Source organism: Pseudomonas cremoris (genome assembly GCF_014230465.1).
Genome location: NZ_JAAXCY010000010.1, coordinates 94800 through 111995, shown reverse-complemented (window position 1 = coordinate 111995; position 17196 = coordinate 94800). Strand labels below are relative to the sequence as shown.

The following is a 17196-nucleotide window of genomic DNA, read 5'->3' as shown; positions in this document are numbered from 1 at the left end:
GCTCCTGCCCGTTTCAATTTTTTGCGCCATGACATGTCTGGACTACCTGCATGAGTAAACCTCTCGATACGCTTTGGTACACCCACAGCCCGGTACCCACGGGACTGGGCATCGCCGTTGAATCCGGCCGGTTGGCCGAAGCCTTTCGCCCGTACGGCACCAATATCCAAGGCTTGCGCGAGTCTTCCGACAGGGAGGTGCGCGAGGCACATTTCGACCACCACCTCGACAACTCGGTCCGTCACGGCGGCAACACCCCAGCGATCTGGGCCAAGGCCAGCGGCAAGAGCACACGCGTGCTGGGGTTGTCGTGGAGTGACGAAGTACAACTGATCCTGACCACCCAGGAAAGCGGGGTAAAAACCACCCGGGACTTGCGCAACCGGCGTTTCGGCATTCCCAAATGGGCCAACATGCAAATCGATTTCGGCCGCGCCCAGGCCTTGCGCGGCCTGGAGAATGCCCTGCAACTGGAGGGGCTGGATATCGCCGATGTGGAGTTGGTGGACTACCCCTACGGTGGTACCCACAGCGATGAACCTATCCAGCACGTGTTCGGCGCGCAGATCGCGCTGAAAAACCGCCGCCGCAATAATGAACTGATCGGCTTGCTGCGCGGCGATATCGACGCGATCTTCGCCAAGGGTGCCCATGCCGTGCAGTTGGTCTACGAGTTCGGGCTGCATGTGGTAGTCGACACCGGCTCGCACCCGGACCCGATCATTCGCAGCAACATCGGCACACCGCGCACCCTGACGGTGGACCAGCACATGCTCGACGAGCATTTCGACGCGGCCGCGTTGATCGTCGAGACCGTGTTGCGCGCCGAACAGTGGGCCTGGAGCCACGCGGATGAGACTCGGCGTTTCCTGGCCCGCGAGTTGAACACCAGTGAGTATTTTGTCGCCGCCGCCTACGGCGAGGACGCCCATCGCCGATTGGTCACCCGCCTTGAAGAAAAGTCCCTGCTCGCCTTGCAGGACCTGACGCATTTTCTGCATCGCCACCACTTTATCGACCATGCTTTTGACGTGCGTGCCTGGGTAGACCCGCGCCCGCTGGAGTCGGTGCTGGACAAGACCAGGCTGGCCATTTGATGAGTAGCCTGCCCACTGCCACGGTGCTGCCACGCCCGACAAAACGCCGCGCCTGGCTTCGGCTCAGCCCACTCAGTTGGCTGGTGTCACCATTGCTGGTGTTGCTGGCCTGGGCATGGCTGGCGCAGTCCGGCCGCTACTCCGAGCAACTGCTGGTGCCGCCGGCAGTGGTGTGGGACACCTTCAAGGACCTGCTGCGCAGCGGCGAGTTGTGGGAACACATCCAGTACAGCCTGTCGCGTCTGGGCATCGGTTTTGCCTGCGGTGCCGGTGCCGGACTGGCGTTCGGCGTGGTCCTGGCCTTGTCGAAAATCGTCGAGGTGTACTGTTCGCCGCTGTTCCACACGGTGCGGCAGATCCCGTCGATTGCCTTGATCCCGATGTTCATCCTGGCCTTTGGCGTGGAAGAAACCTTCAAGGTTCTGATCGTCACCAAGGCGGTGTTTTTCCCCGTGGCACTGGCCACCAGCGAAGGGATCAAGGCGATCCCCCGCAGCTACTTCGAGGTGGGCCGTATCTACCGCCTACCGCTGCGCCATTTGCTCTTGGATATCGCATTCCCGGCGGCGGCTCCACCGATCCTCACGGGAATACGCATCGGCTTGAGCCGGGCCTGGATGGTGTTGGTAGCGGCCGAGTTGCTGGCAGCCGACAGTGGCCTGGGACAGATGATCGAGATGGCGCGGCAGATGATGCGCATCGATATCGTGATGGTCGGCGTGGTGGTGATCGGCGTGATCGGTTTCACCCTCGACTACGGCTTCCGGCTGCTGGAAAAGCGCCTGTTCCGTTGGAAAACCCGTTAGGAGGAGCACATGCATACCTTGATTCACCTGCTGCGGCGCGGTCGTGGCCTGCTGCTGCCGGTGGTACTGATCGGTTTGTGGGAACTGGCTTCGCGCCAGGGCGCCGCGCAGGCGTATGCATTCGTGCCGCTGGAGACCATCGGCCAGGGCCTGGTGGATTTGGTCGACAGCGGCGCCCTGCTGATCAGCACCCTGGCCAGCCTGCAACGCACCTGCATCGGCCTGCTGCTGGGGGTAGCCCTGGGGATCGTCGTCGGCGCCGGCATGGCGCTGTCACCGCTGGTCGAGCGTGTGTTCGGGCCGCTGTACCACATCATGCGCCAGGTACCGATCCTGGGGCTGATCCCGCTGATCGCGCTGTGGTTCGGCAGTGGTGAGGGGGCCAAGGTACTGATCGTCAGCCTCGCTGCGTTTTACCCGATGACGCTCAACACCTACGAAGGTTTTAGCCATATCGAACCGCGTTACCGCGAAGTCGGCAGGATCTTCGAATTCGGACCGTGGCAGCAACTGACCCTAGTCCTGCTGCCCAGCGCCCTGCCTTCCCTGGCCAACGGCGTGTTACATGCCCTGGCATTCGCCTGGGTGAGCTCGGTAGGGGCGGAGTTGTTTTTGTCGACCGGTGACGGCCTGGGCAACCTCATGATGAACGCCGAGGCAGGTTCACGCATGGAAGTGGTGGTGATCGGCGTGCTCTGCATTGGCTTGCTGGGTTATGCCATGAACCAATTGTTTTCGCGCCTGAGCCGGCACTTGCTGCGCTGGCGCGATCTTCGTTGAAGGCTGGATCAAAATGAACGCATCACTCAAGCAACAGTGGCTGGATCACACGGCACAGACGCCGGGTTCACTGGAAATCCGTGGGTTGAGCAAGCACTACAGTATCGAAGGCAAGCCCTTGACAGTGCTTCAGGACATCAACCTGTCGGTCAAGCCCGGCGAATTCGTGAGCATCGTCGGCGCCAGCGGCTGCGGCAAGTCTTCACTGCTACGGCTGATTGTCGGTCTGGAAGCCGAGTACAGCGGCGATATTTTGCTCGACGGCGAACGTATCGATGCCACCAGCCTGGAGCGCGGCATCGTGTTCCAGGACCACCGATTGTTCCCGTGGAAAACCGTGGAACAGAACATCGCCGTCGCGCTGAAAAACCATCCCCTGGCGAAAAAAGAAAAGGCGCGGCTGGTGGCCGAGCATATCCAACTGGTCAATTTGCAGGGCTTCGAAAACGCCTACCCGCACCAACTGTCCGGTGGCATGGCACAACGTGCGGCCATCGCACGGGCGCTGATCAACAAACCGAAAATACTCCTGCTCGACGAGCCGTTCGGCGCCCTCGATGCATTGACCCGCGTGCACCTGCAACGGGAACTGCAGCGCCTATGGGTGCAACAGCGCAGCACCATGATCATGGTCACGCACGACGTCGAGGAGGCGCTGTACCTGGGCGACCGCGTAATCGTCATGGACGCTCGCCCAGGGCGCATCAAGCATGAGATCCAGGTCGACCTGCCCCACCCTCGCGAACGCCATTCACCGCGCTTGCAGGCCCTCAAGGATGAACTGCTGACGGAGTTGGTCGGCAGTGATCACATTGAGGCGCCTCAGCCCTTTTAAAGCGCACATTCCATATACCTGTTACGCATACCTAAAGACGAATTTAGAATTTTTTAATCTATATGAAAATCGTGCATGATTCTTCAGCGGTCTTAGCGACAGGAACAGCACCATGGCACTGATCACACACCCTCACGCACGCGAGCTGACCAAGTCGGTTCGTGCGACCGTGCTGGTTTTCAAAGACCCCCGTTCGCTGGAGTTGCTTAACCGCATCGAACGCCTGGCACCCAGTGAAGCCAACGCGCTGATCATGGGCGAAACCGGCACCGGCAAAGAACTGGTGGCGCGGCACATCCACAACCTGAGCGAGCGGCGCAACGAGCCCTTCGTCGCAGTCAACTGCGGCGCGTTCGCCGAATCCCTGGTGGAAAGCGAGTTGTTCGGCCACGAGAAAGGCGCTTTCACCGGCGCCACCAGCAGCAAGGCAGGCTGGTTCGAAGCGGCCAAGGGCGGCACGCTGTTCCTCGATGAGATCGGCGACCTGCCGATGAACATGCAGGTCAAACTCCTGCGCGTGCTGCAAGAGCGCGAAGTGGTGCGCCTGGGCTCACGCACCCCAATCCCGATCAACGTACGGCTGGTGTCCGCCACCAACGTCAACCTGGCCGATGCAGTGGTCGCTGGCAACTTTCGCGAGGACTTGTTCTACCGCCTGCACGTCGCAACCATCCGCCTGCCGCCCCTGCGCGAGCGGCCTGGCGACATCCTGCCACTGGCGGAATTCTTCCTTGAAGAGCACTGCCAGCGCCTGGGCTACAACCGCGCCACCCTGAGCCCGGAATGCGAACGCAAATTGCTGGAGCACAGTTGGCCAGGAAACATCCGCGAACTGGAAAACTCCATCCACCACGCGCTGCTGGTCTGCCTCAACAAGCGCGTACAACCGGAAGACCTGCACCTGGTCGACATGCGCAACCACGGCTTGCGCGCGCCGACCAGTTCACCGCTGTTGAGCGCCCCCAACCTGACACCCGCCAGCCTGGAAGAGTCCCTGGCCAAACTGTTCGAACAGAACCTGCCCAACCTCTACGAACACATCGAAGAAACCGTGTTCCGCGAGGCCTACCGCTTCTGCCACGGCAACCAACTGCAAACCGGCCGAATCCTCGGCATCAGCCGCAACATCGTCCGCGCCCGCCTGGAAAAAATCGGCGTTCTGGCACAGTCCCCACGCAGCGCAAGCCTGGAAGCCGCAAAATCCTGAGAGCAGACGCTTTGCTTTGCTTTGCTTTGCTTTGCTTTGCTTTGCTTTGCTTTGCTTTGCTTTGCTTTGCTTTGCTTTGCTTTGCTTTGCTTTGCTTTGCTTTGCTTTGCACTTGATCTTGATCTCAGTCGCCCCGTCAAACACGCTGGCCGAACGCAGGCTTGAATCCGTGGGTAACCCGGCAGGACGCCGGGTTAGCCGCGCTGGGCCAAGGATGGCCCGTCGCGGCGGCCCACGGATTCAAGCCTGCGTTCGGGCATGTCGAGCCTAGGCGAGACACCGAGTGTTGGGGCGAAGGCCTTTGGGTTACTTTTGGCTGGGCCGGCATTCCGGCCTTTCCAAAAGTGACCCGCTGTAAGAGCGGAACCCTAAGTAGCCGTTACCGCAGCAACGGATATGTACACAGACAGCCCGCCATCGCAGCGATGCGGCGATCCAACAAGCCCTGCTGCTACAGCAGCACCCTCCCCGCACTGCTGCTGTACGGTCAACAAAAAACCTCAAAGCGGCCAATTAAACCATTGATAAATATGCACTTATCTTAATGGCACATCGCTTGCAATCTCCCCCGTATCGCTTACAAACCGGGGAACAGACACATGCACTATCTAAGTCATTTCAAACACACAGGCCTGGCCATATCCGTATCCGCAGCCTTGCTGATATCAACCCACGCCAACGCACAAACCAACGACTCCGTCCTCGACACCGTCGTCGTCCAAGGACAGAACGAAGCCACCGACACCTTCGTCGGCGACGCCAAACAAGAGAAAGCCCCCGAATCCAAAGCGACCCTGACCAAGGCCCAGTTGCAGAAATTCGTCGGCCTCGACAGCGCTGTTACCGGCGCCTTGAAATACCTGCCCGGCGTGCACTCAAGCGGCGGTGATTCCAGCGGCGTCACCGAAGGCTCGCTGAACATCCGTGGCTTCTCCCAAGACCAGTTGGGGGTCACCCGCGATGGCATCCCCCTGAACGACCCGCAGTTCCTCACGCCTCACGCCGACTTCCTGGGCGACCCGGAAAACTACGAATCGGTGTCGGTGCTCTACGGCTCCTCCTCGATCAACGCCCCCACCCTCACCGCCAGCGGCGGCAGCATCGAAATCAAATCCGTCGCACCGACCAAGGAAAGCGGCGTGCTGTACAAGCAGAGCGTCGGCAGCGACAACCTGTATCGCGAGTTCGTGCGGGTCAACACCGGCGAGTACAAAGGCTTCTCCGCCTGGCTGTCGGCATCGCGCACCACCGCCGACCTGTGGGACGACTCGGACGGCGAGCTGTCGTCCAACCGCTATGAAGGCAACCTTCAATACAAATGGGGCGACGGCAACCAGATCAATGCGTTGTTCTCCAGCTTCCTGATGCGCACCAACAGCTACCTGTCGCCGACCCTGGCGCAGTACCGCGCCAACGATTACGACCATGGTTACCCGAACAAGGCCTACCCCACCCTCGGGGGGACCAACGGGGTGGCCGACATCACCATTCCCGGAGTGAACGCGGCGAACTCACGGGCCGACTTCAAGATCCAGACCTATGGCCTCAATGGCTTGTTCAACCTCTCGGATGGCGTGCAGTTGAAGGTCAACCCGTACTTCATTCGCGTGACCGACGGCACCGCGTCTATCGCCACGGCGGCGGTGAACGAGAACACCCTGGGCGCCGACATCAACCATGACGGCGACAAGATCGACCCGGTGGTACCGGCGTCGCTGCAACTGCTACCAACCCAGTACCGTATCGGTTCGAGCAATAGCCTCGATCTCACTCTGGCCGACAACAACGTGCTGCAACTGGGGCTGTGGACCGACTACACCCACGCGCGCAACCAGTTCATCTTTACCCCGATCAAGGGCAACGGCAAACCCGCGAGCATTGACGGCAGCGACCCTATCCGCGATGGCCAGGGCAACGTGGCCTACAACACCAACCAGGCGAACCAGATCACCACGCAGAAACTCTGGGTACAGGACACCTGGCACATCAACAGCGACCTCGCCCTCACAACTGGGCTTGCGTGGCAGCACAGCGAACTGCAAGGTGCCGACCGCCTCAAGAACTACGACAACACTGAGGATTACAATCGCTTCCTGCCAAGCCTGAGCCTCAGTTACCAACTCGATCAGCAAAACCAGCTCTACTACAACACCACGTCGAACATGCGTGTACCCGCCATTGCATCGGTGTACGGCCGTATCAACGGTGGCGAAAAGCAAAAACCCGAGCTGACCTGGAACCAGGAGTTGGGCTGGCGCTACAGCACCGACAACACGCTGGTCAGTGCCGCCCTGTTCTATGACAAATTCAAGGACCGCCAGGCCGCGTATCAACAGCTGACCGGGGTGACCTCCTACTTCAACGCCGGCAACGTCACCACCAAAGGCCTGGAGCTGGCGGTAAACGGCAAGCTGCCGGCCAACTTCAACTACTTCAGCTCGTTCAGCCTGCTCAGCTCGACCCAGGACTCCGACTACACCGCGGGCGGCCTGACCGCCGACACCAAGGGCAATCAACTGTTCGATGCGCCCCGCCGCCTGCTCAGCGCCGGCGTGGGCTACGACAACGAAGCGTTCTACGCCAACTTCCTCGGCCGTTACACCGGCAGCTACTACGGCGACCTGGAAAACAGCCAGAAAATCGGTGGCTACACCGTGTTCGACCTGAACCTGGGTTATCGCTTCAAGGACCTGGTCAGCGGGCTTAAGGAAACCACCGTCAGCCTCAACGCCAACAACCTCTTCGACAAGCAATACCTCTCGGGTGTGAAGTCCGGGACCATCAACGCCGACCCGTCAAACCCCAACTTCTATGGTGCGCCGCAGTACTACAAGGGGCAGCCACGTTCGCTGGTCGCCTCGCTGACCGTTGGTTTTTGAAGCGCTTCCAGGAGCACACATGAGTACTGATCATTACGACTACATCATCGTCGGCGGCGGCAGTGCCGGCAGTGTGTTGGCCAATCGGCTGTCGGCGCAGGCGGACAAGCGCGTGTTGCTGATCGAAGCCGGTGCCGACACGCCTGACCACGATACGCCCGCCGATATTCTCGACGGGCTGCAACCCTGGTTGCCGCGCCAAGCGGGTGAGCGTTACTTCTGGCCAGGCCTGAATATCCTGCGCGCCAGCGAACACCCGGATATCCCTCGCGAACCCCAGCTGTATGAGCAGGCGCGCATTCTCGGCGGCGGTTCAAGCGTGAACATGATGGTCGCCAACCGCGGCCTGCCCCGGGACTACGACGAGTGGGCCCGGCTGGGCGCGCAAGGCTGGGACTGGCAAGGCGTGCTGCCGTATTTTCGCAAGCTGGAACGCGACCTCGACTTCGGCCACAGCCACCCCGAACAACACGGGCATGACGGCCCACTGCCGATTGCCCGTGTTGACTCACGGCACTGGGGCAGCTTCACACGTGCCTCGGCGCAAGCCCTGCACGGCGAGGGTTTGAACGATATCGTCGATCAGAACGGCAGGTACGAAGACGGTTACTTTGCGCCAACCGTGGCCATTGAGAACGATCAACGGGTCTCCAGCGCTCGCGCCTATCTCAACGCCCAAGTGCGGGCACGCAGCAACCTGAACGTGTGGGCTGACACCACAGTGCGCCAACTGACCCTCAGCGCCAACCGCGTGACCGGGGTACAAGCGGTACGCGACGGCAAGCAGGTGGCCGTGACGGCCAATGAAGTGATCCTCGCCGCCGGGGCGCTGCAATCACCGGCCTTTCTGTTGCGTGCCGGGATCGGTCCGGCAGATCAACTGCGCGACCTGGGCATAGACGTGATCGCCGACCGCCCAGGGGTTGGGCGCAACTTGTGGGACCACAGCTCCATCGGGCTCAGCGGCACCCTGCACCACCCTCAGGTGCCGAGCGATGAGCCTGGCGCCGCGCACCTGTTGGCGGCGCGGGTTTCGTCCGGCGTAGAGGCCGATGTGCAGGGAGACTTGTACTTGGGTATCGCGCCCAATGCGGCGCTCGGCCTGGCCAGCGCGGTGCTGTGGGTCAATAAACCCAGCTCCAGCGGGCACCTGCGCCTGCGCAGCAAAGACCCGAGCGAATACCCGGCGGTGGAATTCAACCTGCTCTCGGACCGCCGTGACCTTGACCGTTTGCGACAAGGCCTGCGCGTGCTCGCGCGGGTGTTCGCCCACCCGGCCGTGGCCGCCTTCAGTAGCCCCCCGCGTTTGAGCCGCTTCGCCCAGGCCTCCAACGATGGACCGTTGTTATCCGAACTATTGGCCAACGACGCGCAACTGGAGCGCTACCTGCGGACCCACGTCGGCGGTGTGTGGCATGCCAGCGGCACCTGCCGCATCGGCCACGCCGATGACCCGCAGGCCGTGGTCGATCACACCGGCCGGGTGCATGGCGTGCTGGGCCTGCGCGTTGCCGATGCGTCGGTGTTCCCGAGCATACCGACGGCCAACACCAACCTGCCGACCCTGATGATCGCCGAGAAAATCGCCGACGCCATTCTTGCCAATGCTTGAGGACTGTGACCATGACCCACTATGCCTTGTTGATCGATGGACAATTGCACACCAGCGAGCATGCCGATGCAGTGCTCGACCCGGCCACCGAGCAAACCGTCGGCTATGCCGCCCGCGCCAGCCAAGCCCAGGTCGACACAGCCGTAGAGGCCGCGCAACGTGCGTTTGCCAGCTGGGCGGCCGACGTGCAGGCCCGTCGTAAAGCACTGGCACAGGCCGCCGCCGTGCTGCGCGAAAATACCCAGCCACTCGCCGAGCTGATCAGCCGTGAACAAGGCCGCCCGCTGCGTTTCACCCTCGGTGAAGTGGCGGGCGCTGCCGCCACGTTCGATCACTACGCAGGCTTCGAAGCCCCGGCCGCCGAAGTACTGCGCGACGATGAGCAGCGCCTGGTACGGCTTGAGCGCCGACCACTGGGCGTGGTCGCCGCAATCACACCGTGGAACGTGCCGATCATCTTGCTGGTGCTCAAGCTCGCTCCTGCGCTCCATGCGGGCAACACCCTGGTGGCCAAGCCGTCGGAGCACACCCCGTTGTCCACGCTGCTGCTGGGGCAGTTGTTGAAGGACGTATTTCCGGCTGGCGTGCTGAACATTGTTGCCGGTGATGGCGCGGTAGGTGAGCAGCTAAGCCGCCATCCGCACGTTCGCCACATCACCTTCACCGGTAGCGTGGCCACTGGCAAACGCCTGTATGCGGGCGCTTCCGATGACCTGAAACGCCTGACCCTGGAACTGGGGGGCAACGACGCCGCGCTGGTACTGGCGGATGCGGATATTCCGGCGATTGCCGAGTCGCTGTTCTGGGGCGCGTTCTGGAACAGCGGCCAGGTGTGCTTCGCCATCAAGCGCCTGTACGTGCACCGCAGCCTGTTCGAACCGTTAATTGCCGCGCTGGTGGAGCGTGCGAAAAGAACGCGCCTGGGCAGCGGTCTCGACCCCCAGGCTGAACTGGGACCGTTGACCAATCGCCAGCAACTGGAGCGGATCAAGGCGCTGGTGGCCGATGCCCGCGAGCACGGCGCGGTGATTCACACCGGCGACACACAACCGGACGGCCCAGGTTATTTCTTCGCCCCCACCATCATCAGCGGCATCGGTGCCGGCGTAGCGCTGGTGGATGAGGAGCAGTTCGGCCCGGTACTGCCAGTGATCGCCTTCGACGATGTGGAGGATGCCATCCGCCAGGCCAACGCCAGCCCGTTTGGCCTGGGGGCTTCGGTGTGGACGCGGGATGTCGACCAGGGAGAAGCCGTTGTGCGGCGCCTGGATGCGGGGTTGGCCTGGGTCAACCAGCACCTGGACGTGCACCCCGGCGCGCCGAAAGGCGGCTACAAGTGGAGCGGCCTGGGCTACGAAGGTGGGGCGCGCGGCTATGACGCGTTCAGCGACCTGCAAGTGATCAATATCGCCCGGCACTGAGCCAGGCCTTTCTCTATTCATCAAGGAATTCCTATGCGACCCGGTAGCTGGCCCTCGATTATTCTGACCCTTGCCTTCGCCGTGATCATTGCAGCGTGCCATGGCAAGACCATTCTGCTGATTGCCGATATCGCCAAGGCCTACTCAGTCAGCCCGTCCCACGCCAGTTGGGTGGTCTCGGCGGTGGCGATCGTCGCCGCCCTCGCCTCACCCGTAGTCAATTGGGGCGTGGCCCGCGTGGGCGAGCGCCGCGCGATTATCGTCGGGCTGATGGTGGCAGCGGTGTGCAGCTACGCCGCGAGCCGCACCGCAGACTTTGCCGTGTTGCTGGCCCTGCGCGTAGTGGAAGGCGCCGGTTATATCAGCGTGGTGTTGGCGGCCTTGGCGCTGCTGATCCACACCACCGCCGGCAAACGGCGCACCAGTGCGTTGGCGTTCTGGTCGGTGGCTTCGCCGCTGGGTGGGGCGATTGCGATCTTCGCTGTGTCGCCTTACATCGGCGGCGACCACGAGCAGTGGCGCGTGGCATTCAGTGGGCATGCGCTGGTACTGGTCCTGCTGTTGCTGGCCACGCCCCTGCTGCCGTCGATCAACCTGGCCAACCGCGCCGAACGCAAACCGCTGTCCCAGGTCTTCAAGATCTACGCCGACCCGTCCGCGCTGCGCCTGGCGGCGGCCGTCGGTGCGCCGCTGACCGTGGCGCTGGGGCTGATCACCATTACCCCGGCATACCTGATCAATGTGCTGAACGTGGCCCCCGCGACGATTGGGGTGATTTCCACGGTGGGCATCCTGTCCAGTGTGGTCGCCGGTTTGTTTGCCGGTTTCATTCTCAATCTGCGGTTGATCGGGCCTTTGAGCGTGGTGGTCAGCGCAGTGATTGGCGTGGCGCTGGAAGTGTTGGTGTTCATTCCGGGGGTGAATGCCGAATTGGCGATTGCCGCAAAAATCGTCCAGGGCTTTTTCACCAGTTTCGTAGTGGCCTGGGTGTTCACCAGCATTCCGAAAATGACCCGCAATGGCGACGTGATGGGCGCCGGCGGGATCGCCGAGCAAGCACTTTACCTGTCGATGTTCCTCGGTCCGGTGCTGCTTTACCCGCTGTTCACGCTGCCTTCGCGGCTGCCGTTTTTTGCGGCGTTGATCGTGGCGAATCTGTTGCCGTTGTTTTTGTTGCCACTGGGTTTCAAGCGCAATGACGAGAGTCGCCTGGTGCCTGCGTGATTCCTCCCAGGCACCTGGTGCCCCCCGCGCGACGGTGTGTCAGGTAAGCCTGAGACGCCTGGTGCACCGCCGCGCGGGGCAAGCCCGCTCACTACAAGTGATGGTGTCAGTGGGCGATGCACACCGACTTCAACTCGGTGTAAGCCTCAATCACCGCCCGCCCAAACTCACGCCCCATCCCAGACTGCTTGACCCCGCCAAATGGCATCGCCGGGTCAAGCAGAACGTGGGCGTTGATCCACACGGTGCCGGCCTCGATGCGCGGTACCAGGTTCAGGGCCTTGGTCAGGTCGTTGGTCCATAGGCTGGCGGCCAGGCCGTAAGGGTTGTCGTTGGCTTGGGCGATCACCGCGTCTTCGTCGTCGAACGGCAGCACCGCCAGCACCGGGCCGAAGACTTCTTCGCGGGCCACGGCCATGCTGTGGTCCACATCGGCCAGGATCGTCGGTTGTACGTAGAAGCCCTCGCCCTCCAGCAACTCGCCACCGCACACAACGCGCGCACCTTCCTGGCGGGCCTGCTCGATGTGTTTGAGCACGCCCTGTTGCTGCTTGCGTGACACCAGCGGGTTGATCACTGCGTCGCCGTCCATGCCGGCGCCAATCGGCATGGCCGACACCGCTGCCGCGAGGCCTTTGACAAAGGCGTCGTGGATCGAGCGATGCACATAGAAGCGCGACGCCGCCGCGCACACCTGGCCATTGTTCAGCAGACCGCCGAGGATCGCGCCCTGGATGGCTTTGTCGATGTCGGCATCGGCGAGCACGATCATCGGGTTCTTGCCGCCCAGTTCCAGGGCGAAGCGGGTCATGTTCTGCATGCACGCCACACCGACGCTTTTGCCCACGGCGGTGGAACCGGTGAACGAGACTTTGCTCACCAGCGGGTGGGTGGTCAGCACGCCGCCCACCGAGGCGCCGCCACCGGTGACCACGTTGAACACACCGGCCGGAATGCCGGCCTCAATGGCCAGCTCGGCCAGGCGCATGGCGGTCAGTGGGGTTTCCATCGCCGGTTTGATGATCACGGTGCAGCCGGTGGCCAGGGCGGGCATCAACTTCCAGGCGGCGATCATCAGCGGGAAGTTCCACGGCACGATACCGACTACAACACCCACGGGCTCGCGCTTGGTGAACGCAGTGAATTTAGCGCCGGGCGGCAGCGGGATCGACACGTCGAAGGTCTGCCCTTCGATCTTGGTGGCCCAGCCCGACATGTAGCGCATGAATTCCACGGTGGCGTTCAGGTCAAGGGCCCGCGCCATGTTGATCGACTTGCCCTGGCTCAGGGTTTCCAGCTGGGCCAGTTCTTCGGCGTGCTCTTCCACCAGGCGCGTGAAGTTCAGCAGGATGCGTTCGCGGTCGGCCGGGCGCAGCCCAGACCACACGCCCGCCTTGAACGCAGCATGGGACGACTGCACCGCGCGTTCTACCAGCTCCAGCGGCGCGTCCAGGGTTTCGCACAGGGTTTGCCCGGTGGCCGGGTTGAGCACAGCGATGTGTTGGCCTTCGGCGAACACCCACTGGCCGTCGATAAAGCAGCCGTGGCGGCGGTCAAGGAAGGCAGCCACCTGGGGCAGGATTTCAACGTTGCTCATGGTTCACCTTTTGTTCGAATGATTCAGCAGGAGTAGTTCGGCAGGGGTTGACGCGATTGTCGGCGCACCCTCTGCCTGCGGGTTTTCCCTGCGTGCCAGATGCTTTGGCCAGGCTGCCAAATCGCCCCCTCTGGCAAGCACAGTCAAGGCTTTGGCAACCACACACAAGGCAGCAAAAGTTCCGCGCCGTAGTATCGAAAAGGAGCGCAACCCTGCGTTCAAGAACAAGAACGGATGCCTCCCCATGCTCAAGTCCCCCAAGCTTTGTGTGTCGACCCTCGCCCTGTTGGTCGGTGCTGGCCACGCCCAGGCGTATGAACTCTACAGCGACGCCGACAGCCATCTGAACGCCACGCTGGAAGCGGTATTCGGCGCATTCCACAGTCAGGAGCGCTATGCCCCGTCAGGGCGCCTGAACCCGGGTTCATCCTCATGGCGCGAGGGCTACATCAAATACGGCCTGAGCTTCGACAAGGGCTTGGCCGGCGCGGGCACCGCCTATGGCGCAGCCAACCTGCTGAGCTCCGGCACCTGGGGTGATGGCGATGCCGCCGGCTTCAGCGACGGCTCGGAACGCACCACTAAGTTCGAAGACGCCTACCTTGGCTGGCGCTCCGGCAAGTTGTTCGAAGCCCTGGGCGACGATGGCGTGGACCTGTCCTTCGGCCGCCAGAACATCGTGGTTGGCGACGGTTTCCTGATCAACGGCGACGCCCTGAACATGGGCAAAGGCATCGGCGAGGGCGACTACAATCGCGGCGGCGCCTACTACCTGGCGGCGCGCAAGGCCTTCGACGAGACCGCCGTGCTGCGCCTGGGCGGCAAGCAAGGCTGGCGCAGCGACCTGATGTGGCTCAAGTCCGACAACCGCGCCCAGGCCAAGACCGAGATGGTCATCGGCACGCTGGAGCACGTCGCCGCCGAAGGCACCGTGGGTTTCACCTACATCGACACCACTGATGTGGACAAGCAATACGCCTCCCCCACCCAGCTGGAACGCGATGGCATGAAGACCTACAGCCTGCGTGCCCAAGGCAATGCCGGGGTGACCAACCTGTTCCTGTCCGGTGAATACGCCAAGCAGGACAAACCCCACGCCGCCAGCGAAAACGCCTGGTACCTGGAAGCCGGCTGGACCTTCGCCGACATCGCCTGGGCGCCGAGTGCCAACTACCGCTACAGCCGCTTCTCGAAAGGTTTTGACCCGTTGTTCTATGGCCTGAGTCGCGGCTACGGCACCTGGTTCCAGGGCGAAGTGGCGGGCAACTACGCAGGCCCGTTCAACACCAACTCGCGTATCCAATCGGTCACCCTCAAAGCTTCGCCGCTGGAAACCGTCAGCATTGGTGCGGTGCTGTTTGACTTCGACACGATCGACCGCGGCCTGGGGAATACCGACGGCCACGAGATCGACCTGTTCGCTGAATGGCGAGTCAACGCGCACCTCACGGTGATGCCGCTGATTGGCCTTTACCAACCGGACAAGAGCGCCGAACACGGCGGCACCCAACTGGGCAACAACGACAAGAACGTCTACAGCCAACTGGTCTTCGCCACCACTTTCTAACCCCGGTCGGTGCGGTGGCGCAGGCCATTGCACCGCTGAGACAAGGCTCTTTCCATGCCCTTAAAACCCCTGACGATCCAGAGCAAGATCACCCTGCTTGCCGGCCTCTGCCTGCTGTTGGTGGTGGGCTTGCTGATGGGGCTCTCGCTCTACCAGACCCATCAAAGCCGCCAGCAGGTAGACCAGGCCAGCACCGCGATGCTGGCCAATGCGGCCAAGGAACATATGCAGGCCCTGGGTAAATTGCAGGCGATGCAGGTGCAGCGCACCTTCACGCAAACCCACGAATATGGCCAAGGCCTGTCGCGCTACCTGCTCTACCTGCGCCAACTGCACGCCAAAGGCAGCCTGACCCGCCAACAACTGCGCGCAGAACTGACTCACCAGATTCACCAAGCGCTGATCGACAAGCCCGACCTGCTCGGGCTTTTCGTCATCTTTGAGCCCGATGCGCTGGACGGTGCCGACAAGGACTTTGCCAACCAGCCGGCACTGGGCAGCAACGAACGCGGGCGCTTTAACCTCTATTGGGTGCAAAGCCAACCCGGCGACTTGCAAGCCGTCATCGGCGACGAGGCCCTGCTCGCCAACACCGCACCCGGCCCCAGCGGCGCGCCCTACAACGCCTTCTACACCTGCGCCCGCGACAGTCGCCAAGCCTGCGTGCTGGAGCCGTATTTCGATGAGTCCTCCGGCAGCCGCAAGCTGGTCACCAGCGTCGCCTTCCCTTTGCTGGAAAACGGCAAGGTCATCGCCGTGGTCGGCCTGGATATCAACCTCGCCGACCTGCAACACAACAGTGAAGCCAGTGCACGGCAACTGTTCGACGGCCAGGGTCAGATCAGTATCGTCAGCCCGCTCGGGGTGACAGCTGCCAACAGCCAGGACATCAGCCGCCTGGGCACGCCCGCCCACGCCGACAGTGTCGACCCGCAGCAGGTCAAAGTCGTTGAGCCCTTGCCACCGATTGCTAACGTGGCGCCTTGGAGCGTGGTGGTTAGCGTGCCCCAGGCGGTGCTGCTGGCACCGGTGACCGCGTTGCAACACGAATTGGATGCGCAAAGCGCCCACAGAAAACTGCTGGAACTGCTGCTGGGAGGCGGCTCGGCGCTGCTCGGCCTGCTGCTGATCGGGTACACCGCGTTTCGCATCACCCGACCGCTGCACGTGCTCACCCGCGTCATGGAAGACATCTCCCTGGGTGAAGGCGACCTGACTCGCCGCCTGCAGGTGCAGTCACGCGATGAACTGGGCCAACTGGCGACGGCGTTCAACCGTTTTGTGGAGCGGATTCACCAGTCGATCCGCGAAGTGTCCTCGGCGGCACTCGGTGTGAATGAAGGGGCCAAGCGTGTGCTGCTGGCGTCCAACTCCTCGCTGCGCAACTCGGACGAACAGGTCCTGCGCACCAACAGCGTGGCCGCTGCCATCAACCAACTGGGCGCTGCCGCCCAGGAAATCGCCAGCAATGCGGCCGTTGCTTCGCAGCAGGCCTCTGCCGCACGGCAACAGGCCAACGACGGTCACGAGGTGGTAGAGCGCACGATCCAGTTGATCAACGAACTGTCCGGCAAGATCAGCGCGTCGTGCGCCAACATTGAGGTGCTGAATGACAAGACGGTGAACATCGGGCAGATCCTCGAGGTGATCAAGAGCATCTCCCAGCAGACCAACCTGCTGGCCCTCAACGCCGCCATCGAAGCCGCCCGCGCGGGTGAAGCCGGCCGTGGCTTTGCGGTGGTCGCCGACGAAGTGCGCAGCTTGGCCCACCGTACGCAGGAGTCGACCCAGGAGATTCAGCAGATGATCGAAAGCCTGCAAGTGGGGGCGCGGGATTCGGTGACCACCATGACCGAGAGCCAGCAGCACAGTGAAGCCAGTGTGAGCACGGTGAACCTGGCGGGTAAACGGCTGGGTAGCGTGACGCAGCGGATTGGGGAGATCGACAATATGAACCAGTCGGTGGCGGCGGCTACGGAGGAGCAGACGGCGGTGGTTGAGGCGTTGAATGTGGATATTACCGAGATCAATCTGCTGAATAGCCAGGGGGTGGAGAATCTGCAGGCGACGTTGGTGGCGTGTACGGAGCTGGAGGAGCAGGCCGAGCGGCTGAAGCAGTTGGTGGGGAGTTTTCGTATTTAGTGTGGGAGCTGGTTTGTCGGGGCGCCGCA

The 17196-nt window shown here is 62.4% G+C and carries 12 protein-coding genes and 1 pseudogene; 12 read left to right on the top strand and 1 reads right to left on the bottom strand.

All coding sequences use genetic code 11. From position 1 onward, the window contains the following. The first annotated feature begins 50 nt into the window (after nt 1–50). The 9 genes from HF257_RS23660 to HF257_RS23620 all read left to right on the top strand — a co-directional run bounded on the left by HF257_RS23660 (nt 51) and on the right by HF257_RS23620 (nt 11861). Complete coding sequence (locus HF257_RS23660; protein ID WP_185710133.1) at nt 51–1097, top strand: ABC transporter substrate-binding protein; 1047 nt, start codon at nt 51–53, stop codon at nt 1095–1097. Beyond that, nucleotides 1097–1903: an ABC transporter permease gene (locus HF257_RS23655; protein WP_185710132.1), complete on the top strand. Its 807-nt coding sequence runs from the start codon at nt 1097–1099 to the stop codon at nt 1901–1903. The genes HF257_RS23660 and HF257_RS23655 overlap by 1 nt, the downstream gene beginning before the upstream one ends. Nucleotides 1904–1912: 9 nt before the next feature. Beyond that, a complete protein-coding gene (locus tag HF257_RS23650) occupies nt 1913–2683 on the top strand; it encodes an ABC transporter permease (RefSeq protein ID WP_185710131.1) in 771 nt (256 codons plus the stop codon). Nucleotides 2684–2696: 13 nt separating this feature from the next. Continuing rightward, nucleotides 2697–3518, top strand: a complete 822-nt coding sequence (locus HF257_RS23645) for an ABC transporter ATP-binding protein (RefSeq protein WP_185710130.1) — start codon at nt 2697–2699, stop codon at nt 3516–3518. Nucleotides 3519–3630: 112 nt separating this feature from the next. Beyond that, nucleotides 3631–4725, top strand: coding sequence for a sigma-54 interaction domain-containing protein (locus HF257_RS23640; RefSeq protein ID WP_185710129.1), 1095 nt, complete (start codon nt 3631–3633; stop codon nt 4723–4725). Nucleotides 4726–5324: 599 nt separating this feature from the next. Further along, nucleotides 5325–7604, top strand: a complete 2280-nt coding sequence (locus tag HF257_RS23635) for a TonB-dependent receptor family protein (protein WP_185711003.1) — start codon at nt 5325–5327, stop codon at nt 7602–7604. A 19-nt stretch (nt 7605–7623) separates the two neighbouring features. Continuing rightward, a complete protein-coding gene (locus tag HF257_RS23630) occupies nt 7624–9216 on the top strand; it encodes a GMC family oxidoreductase (protein ID WP_185711002.1) in 1593 nt (530 codons plus the stop codon). 11 nt (nt 9217–9227) lie between these two features. Next, nucleotides 9228–10637 carry an aldehyde dehydrogenase family protein gene (locus HF257_RS23625; RefSeq protein ID WP_185711001.1) on the top strand — a complete coding sequence of 470 codons (1410 nt, stop codon included), beginning with the start codon at nt 9228–9230 and terminating at the stop codon, nt 10635–10637. Nucleotides 10638–10670: 33 nt separating this feature from the next. Continuing rightward, nucleotides 10671–11861: an MFS transporter gene (locus HF257_RS23620; protein WP_185711000.1), complete on the top strand. Its 1191-nt coding sequence runs from the start codon at nt 10671–10673 to the stop codon at nt 11859–11861. 106 nt (nt 11862–11967) lie between these two features. Here the strand turns inward: HF257_RS23620 and HF257_RS23615 are convergent, their stop codons facing one another. Next, nucleotides 11968–13458 carry an aldehyde dehydrogenase family protein gene (locus HF257_RS23615; protein WP_185710999.1) on the bottom strand — a complete coding sequence of 497 codons (1491 nt, stop codon included), beginning with the start codon at nt 13456–13458 and terminating at the stop codon, nt 11968–11970. 244 nt (nt 13459–13702) lie between these two features. On the opposite strand from HF257_RS23615, the gene HF257_RS23610 reads away from it, so the two are divergent. The 3 genes and pseudogenes from HF257_RS23610 to HF257_RS33650 all read left to right on the top strand — a co-directional run bounded on the left by HF257_RS23610 (nt 13703) and on the right by HF257_RS33650 (nt 17167). After that, on the top strand, nt 13703–15025 hold the full coding sequence (locus tag HF257_RS23610) for an alginate export family protein (protein ID WP_185710998.1): 1323 nt from the start codon (nt 13703–13705) through the stop codon (nt 15023–15025). A 54-nt stretch (nt 15026–15079) separates the two neighbouring features. Beyond that, nucleotides 15080–16312 (top strand): annotated as a pseudogene (locus tag HF257_RS33655) (HAMP domain-containing protein); the annotation flags it as partial. Next, nucleotides 16307–17167, top strand: coding sequence for a methyl-accepting chemotaxis protein (locus tag HF257_RS33650; RefSeq protein ID WP_408635725.1), 861 nt, complete (start codon nt 16307–16309; stop codon nt 17165–17167). The pseudogene HF257_RS33655 and the gene HF257_RS33650, both read left to right, overlap by 6 nt. The last annotated feature ends 29 nt before the right edge of the window (nt 17168–17196 follow it).

Bases quoted from the DNA above. Each gene is read 5' to 3' on its own strand.
- HF257_RS23635 (WP_185711003.1), top strand. From the start codon at position 5,325: ATGCACTATCTAAGTCATTTCAAACACACAGGCCTGGCCATATCCGTA.
- HF257_RS23615 (WP_185710999.1), bottom strand. From the start codon at position 13,458: ATGAGCAACGTTGAAATCCTGCCCCAGGTGGCTGCCTTCCTTGACCGC.
- HF257_RS23660 (WP_185710133.1), top strand. From the start codon at position 51: ATGAGTAAACCTCTCGATACGCTTTGGTACACCCACAGCCCGGTACCC.
- HF257_RS23640 (WP_185710129.1), top strand. From the start codon at position 3,631: ATGGCACTGATCACACACCCTCACGCACGCGAGCTGACCAAGTCGGTT.
- HF257_RS23625 (WP_185711001.1), top strand. From the start codon at position 9,228: ATGACCCACTATGCCTTGTTGATCGATGGACAATTGCACACCAGCGAG.
- HF257_RS23610 (WP_185710998.1), top strand. From the start codon at position 13,703: ATGCTCAAGTCCCCCAAGCTTTGTGTGTCGACCCTCGCCCTGTTGGTC.
- HF257_RS23650 (WP_185710131.1), top strand. From the start codon at position 1,913: ATGCATACCTTGATTCACCTGCTGCGGCGCGGTCGTGGCCTGCTGCTG.
- HF257_RS23630 (WP_185711002.1), top strand. From the start codon at position 7,624: ATGAGTACTGATCATTACGACTACATCATCGTCGGCGGCGGCAGTGCC.
- HF257_RS23655 (WP_185710132.1), top strand. From the start codon at position 1,097: ATGAGTAGCCTGCCCACTGCCACGGTGCTGCCACGCCCGACAAAACGC.
- HF257_RS23620 (WP_185711000.1), top strand. From the start codon at position 10,671: ATGCGACCCGGTAGCTGGCCCTCGATTATTCTGACCCTTGCCTTCGCC.
- HF257_RS23645 (WP_185710130.1), top strand. From the start codon at position 2,697: ATGAACGCATCACTCAAGCAACAGTGGCTGGATCACACGGCACAGACG.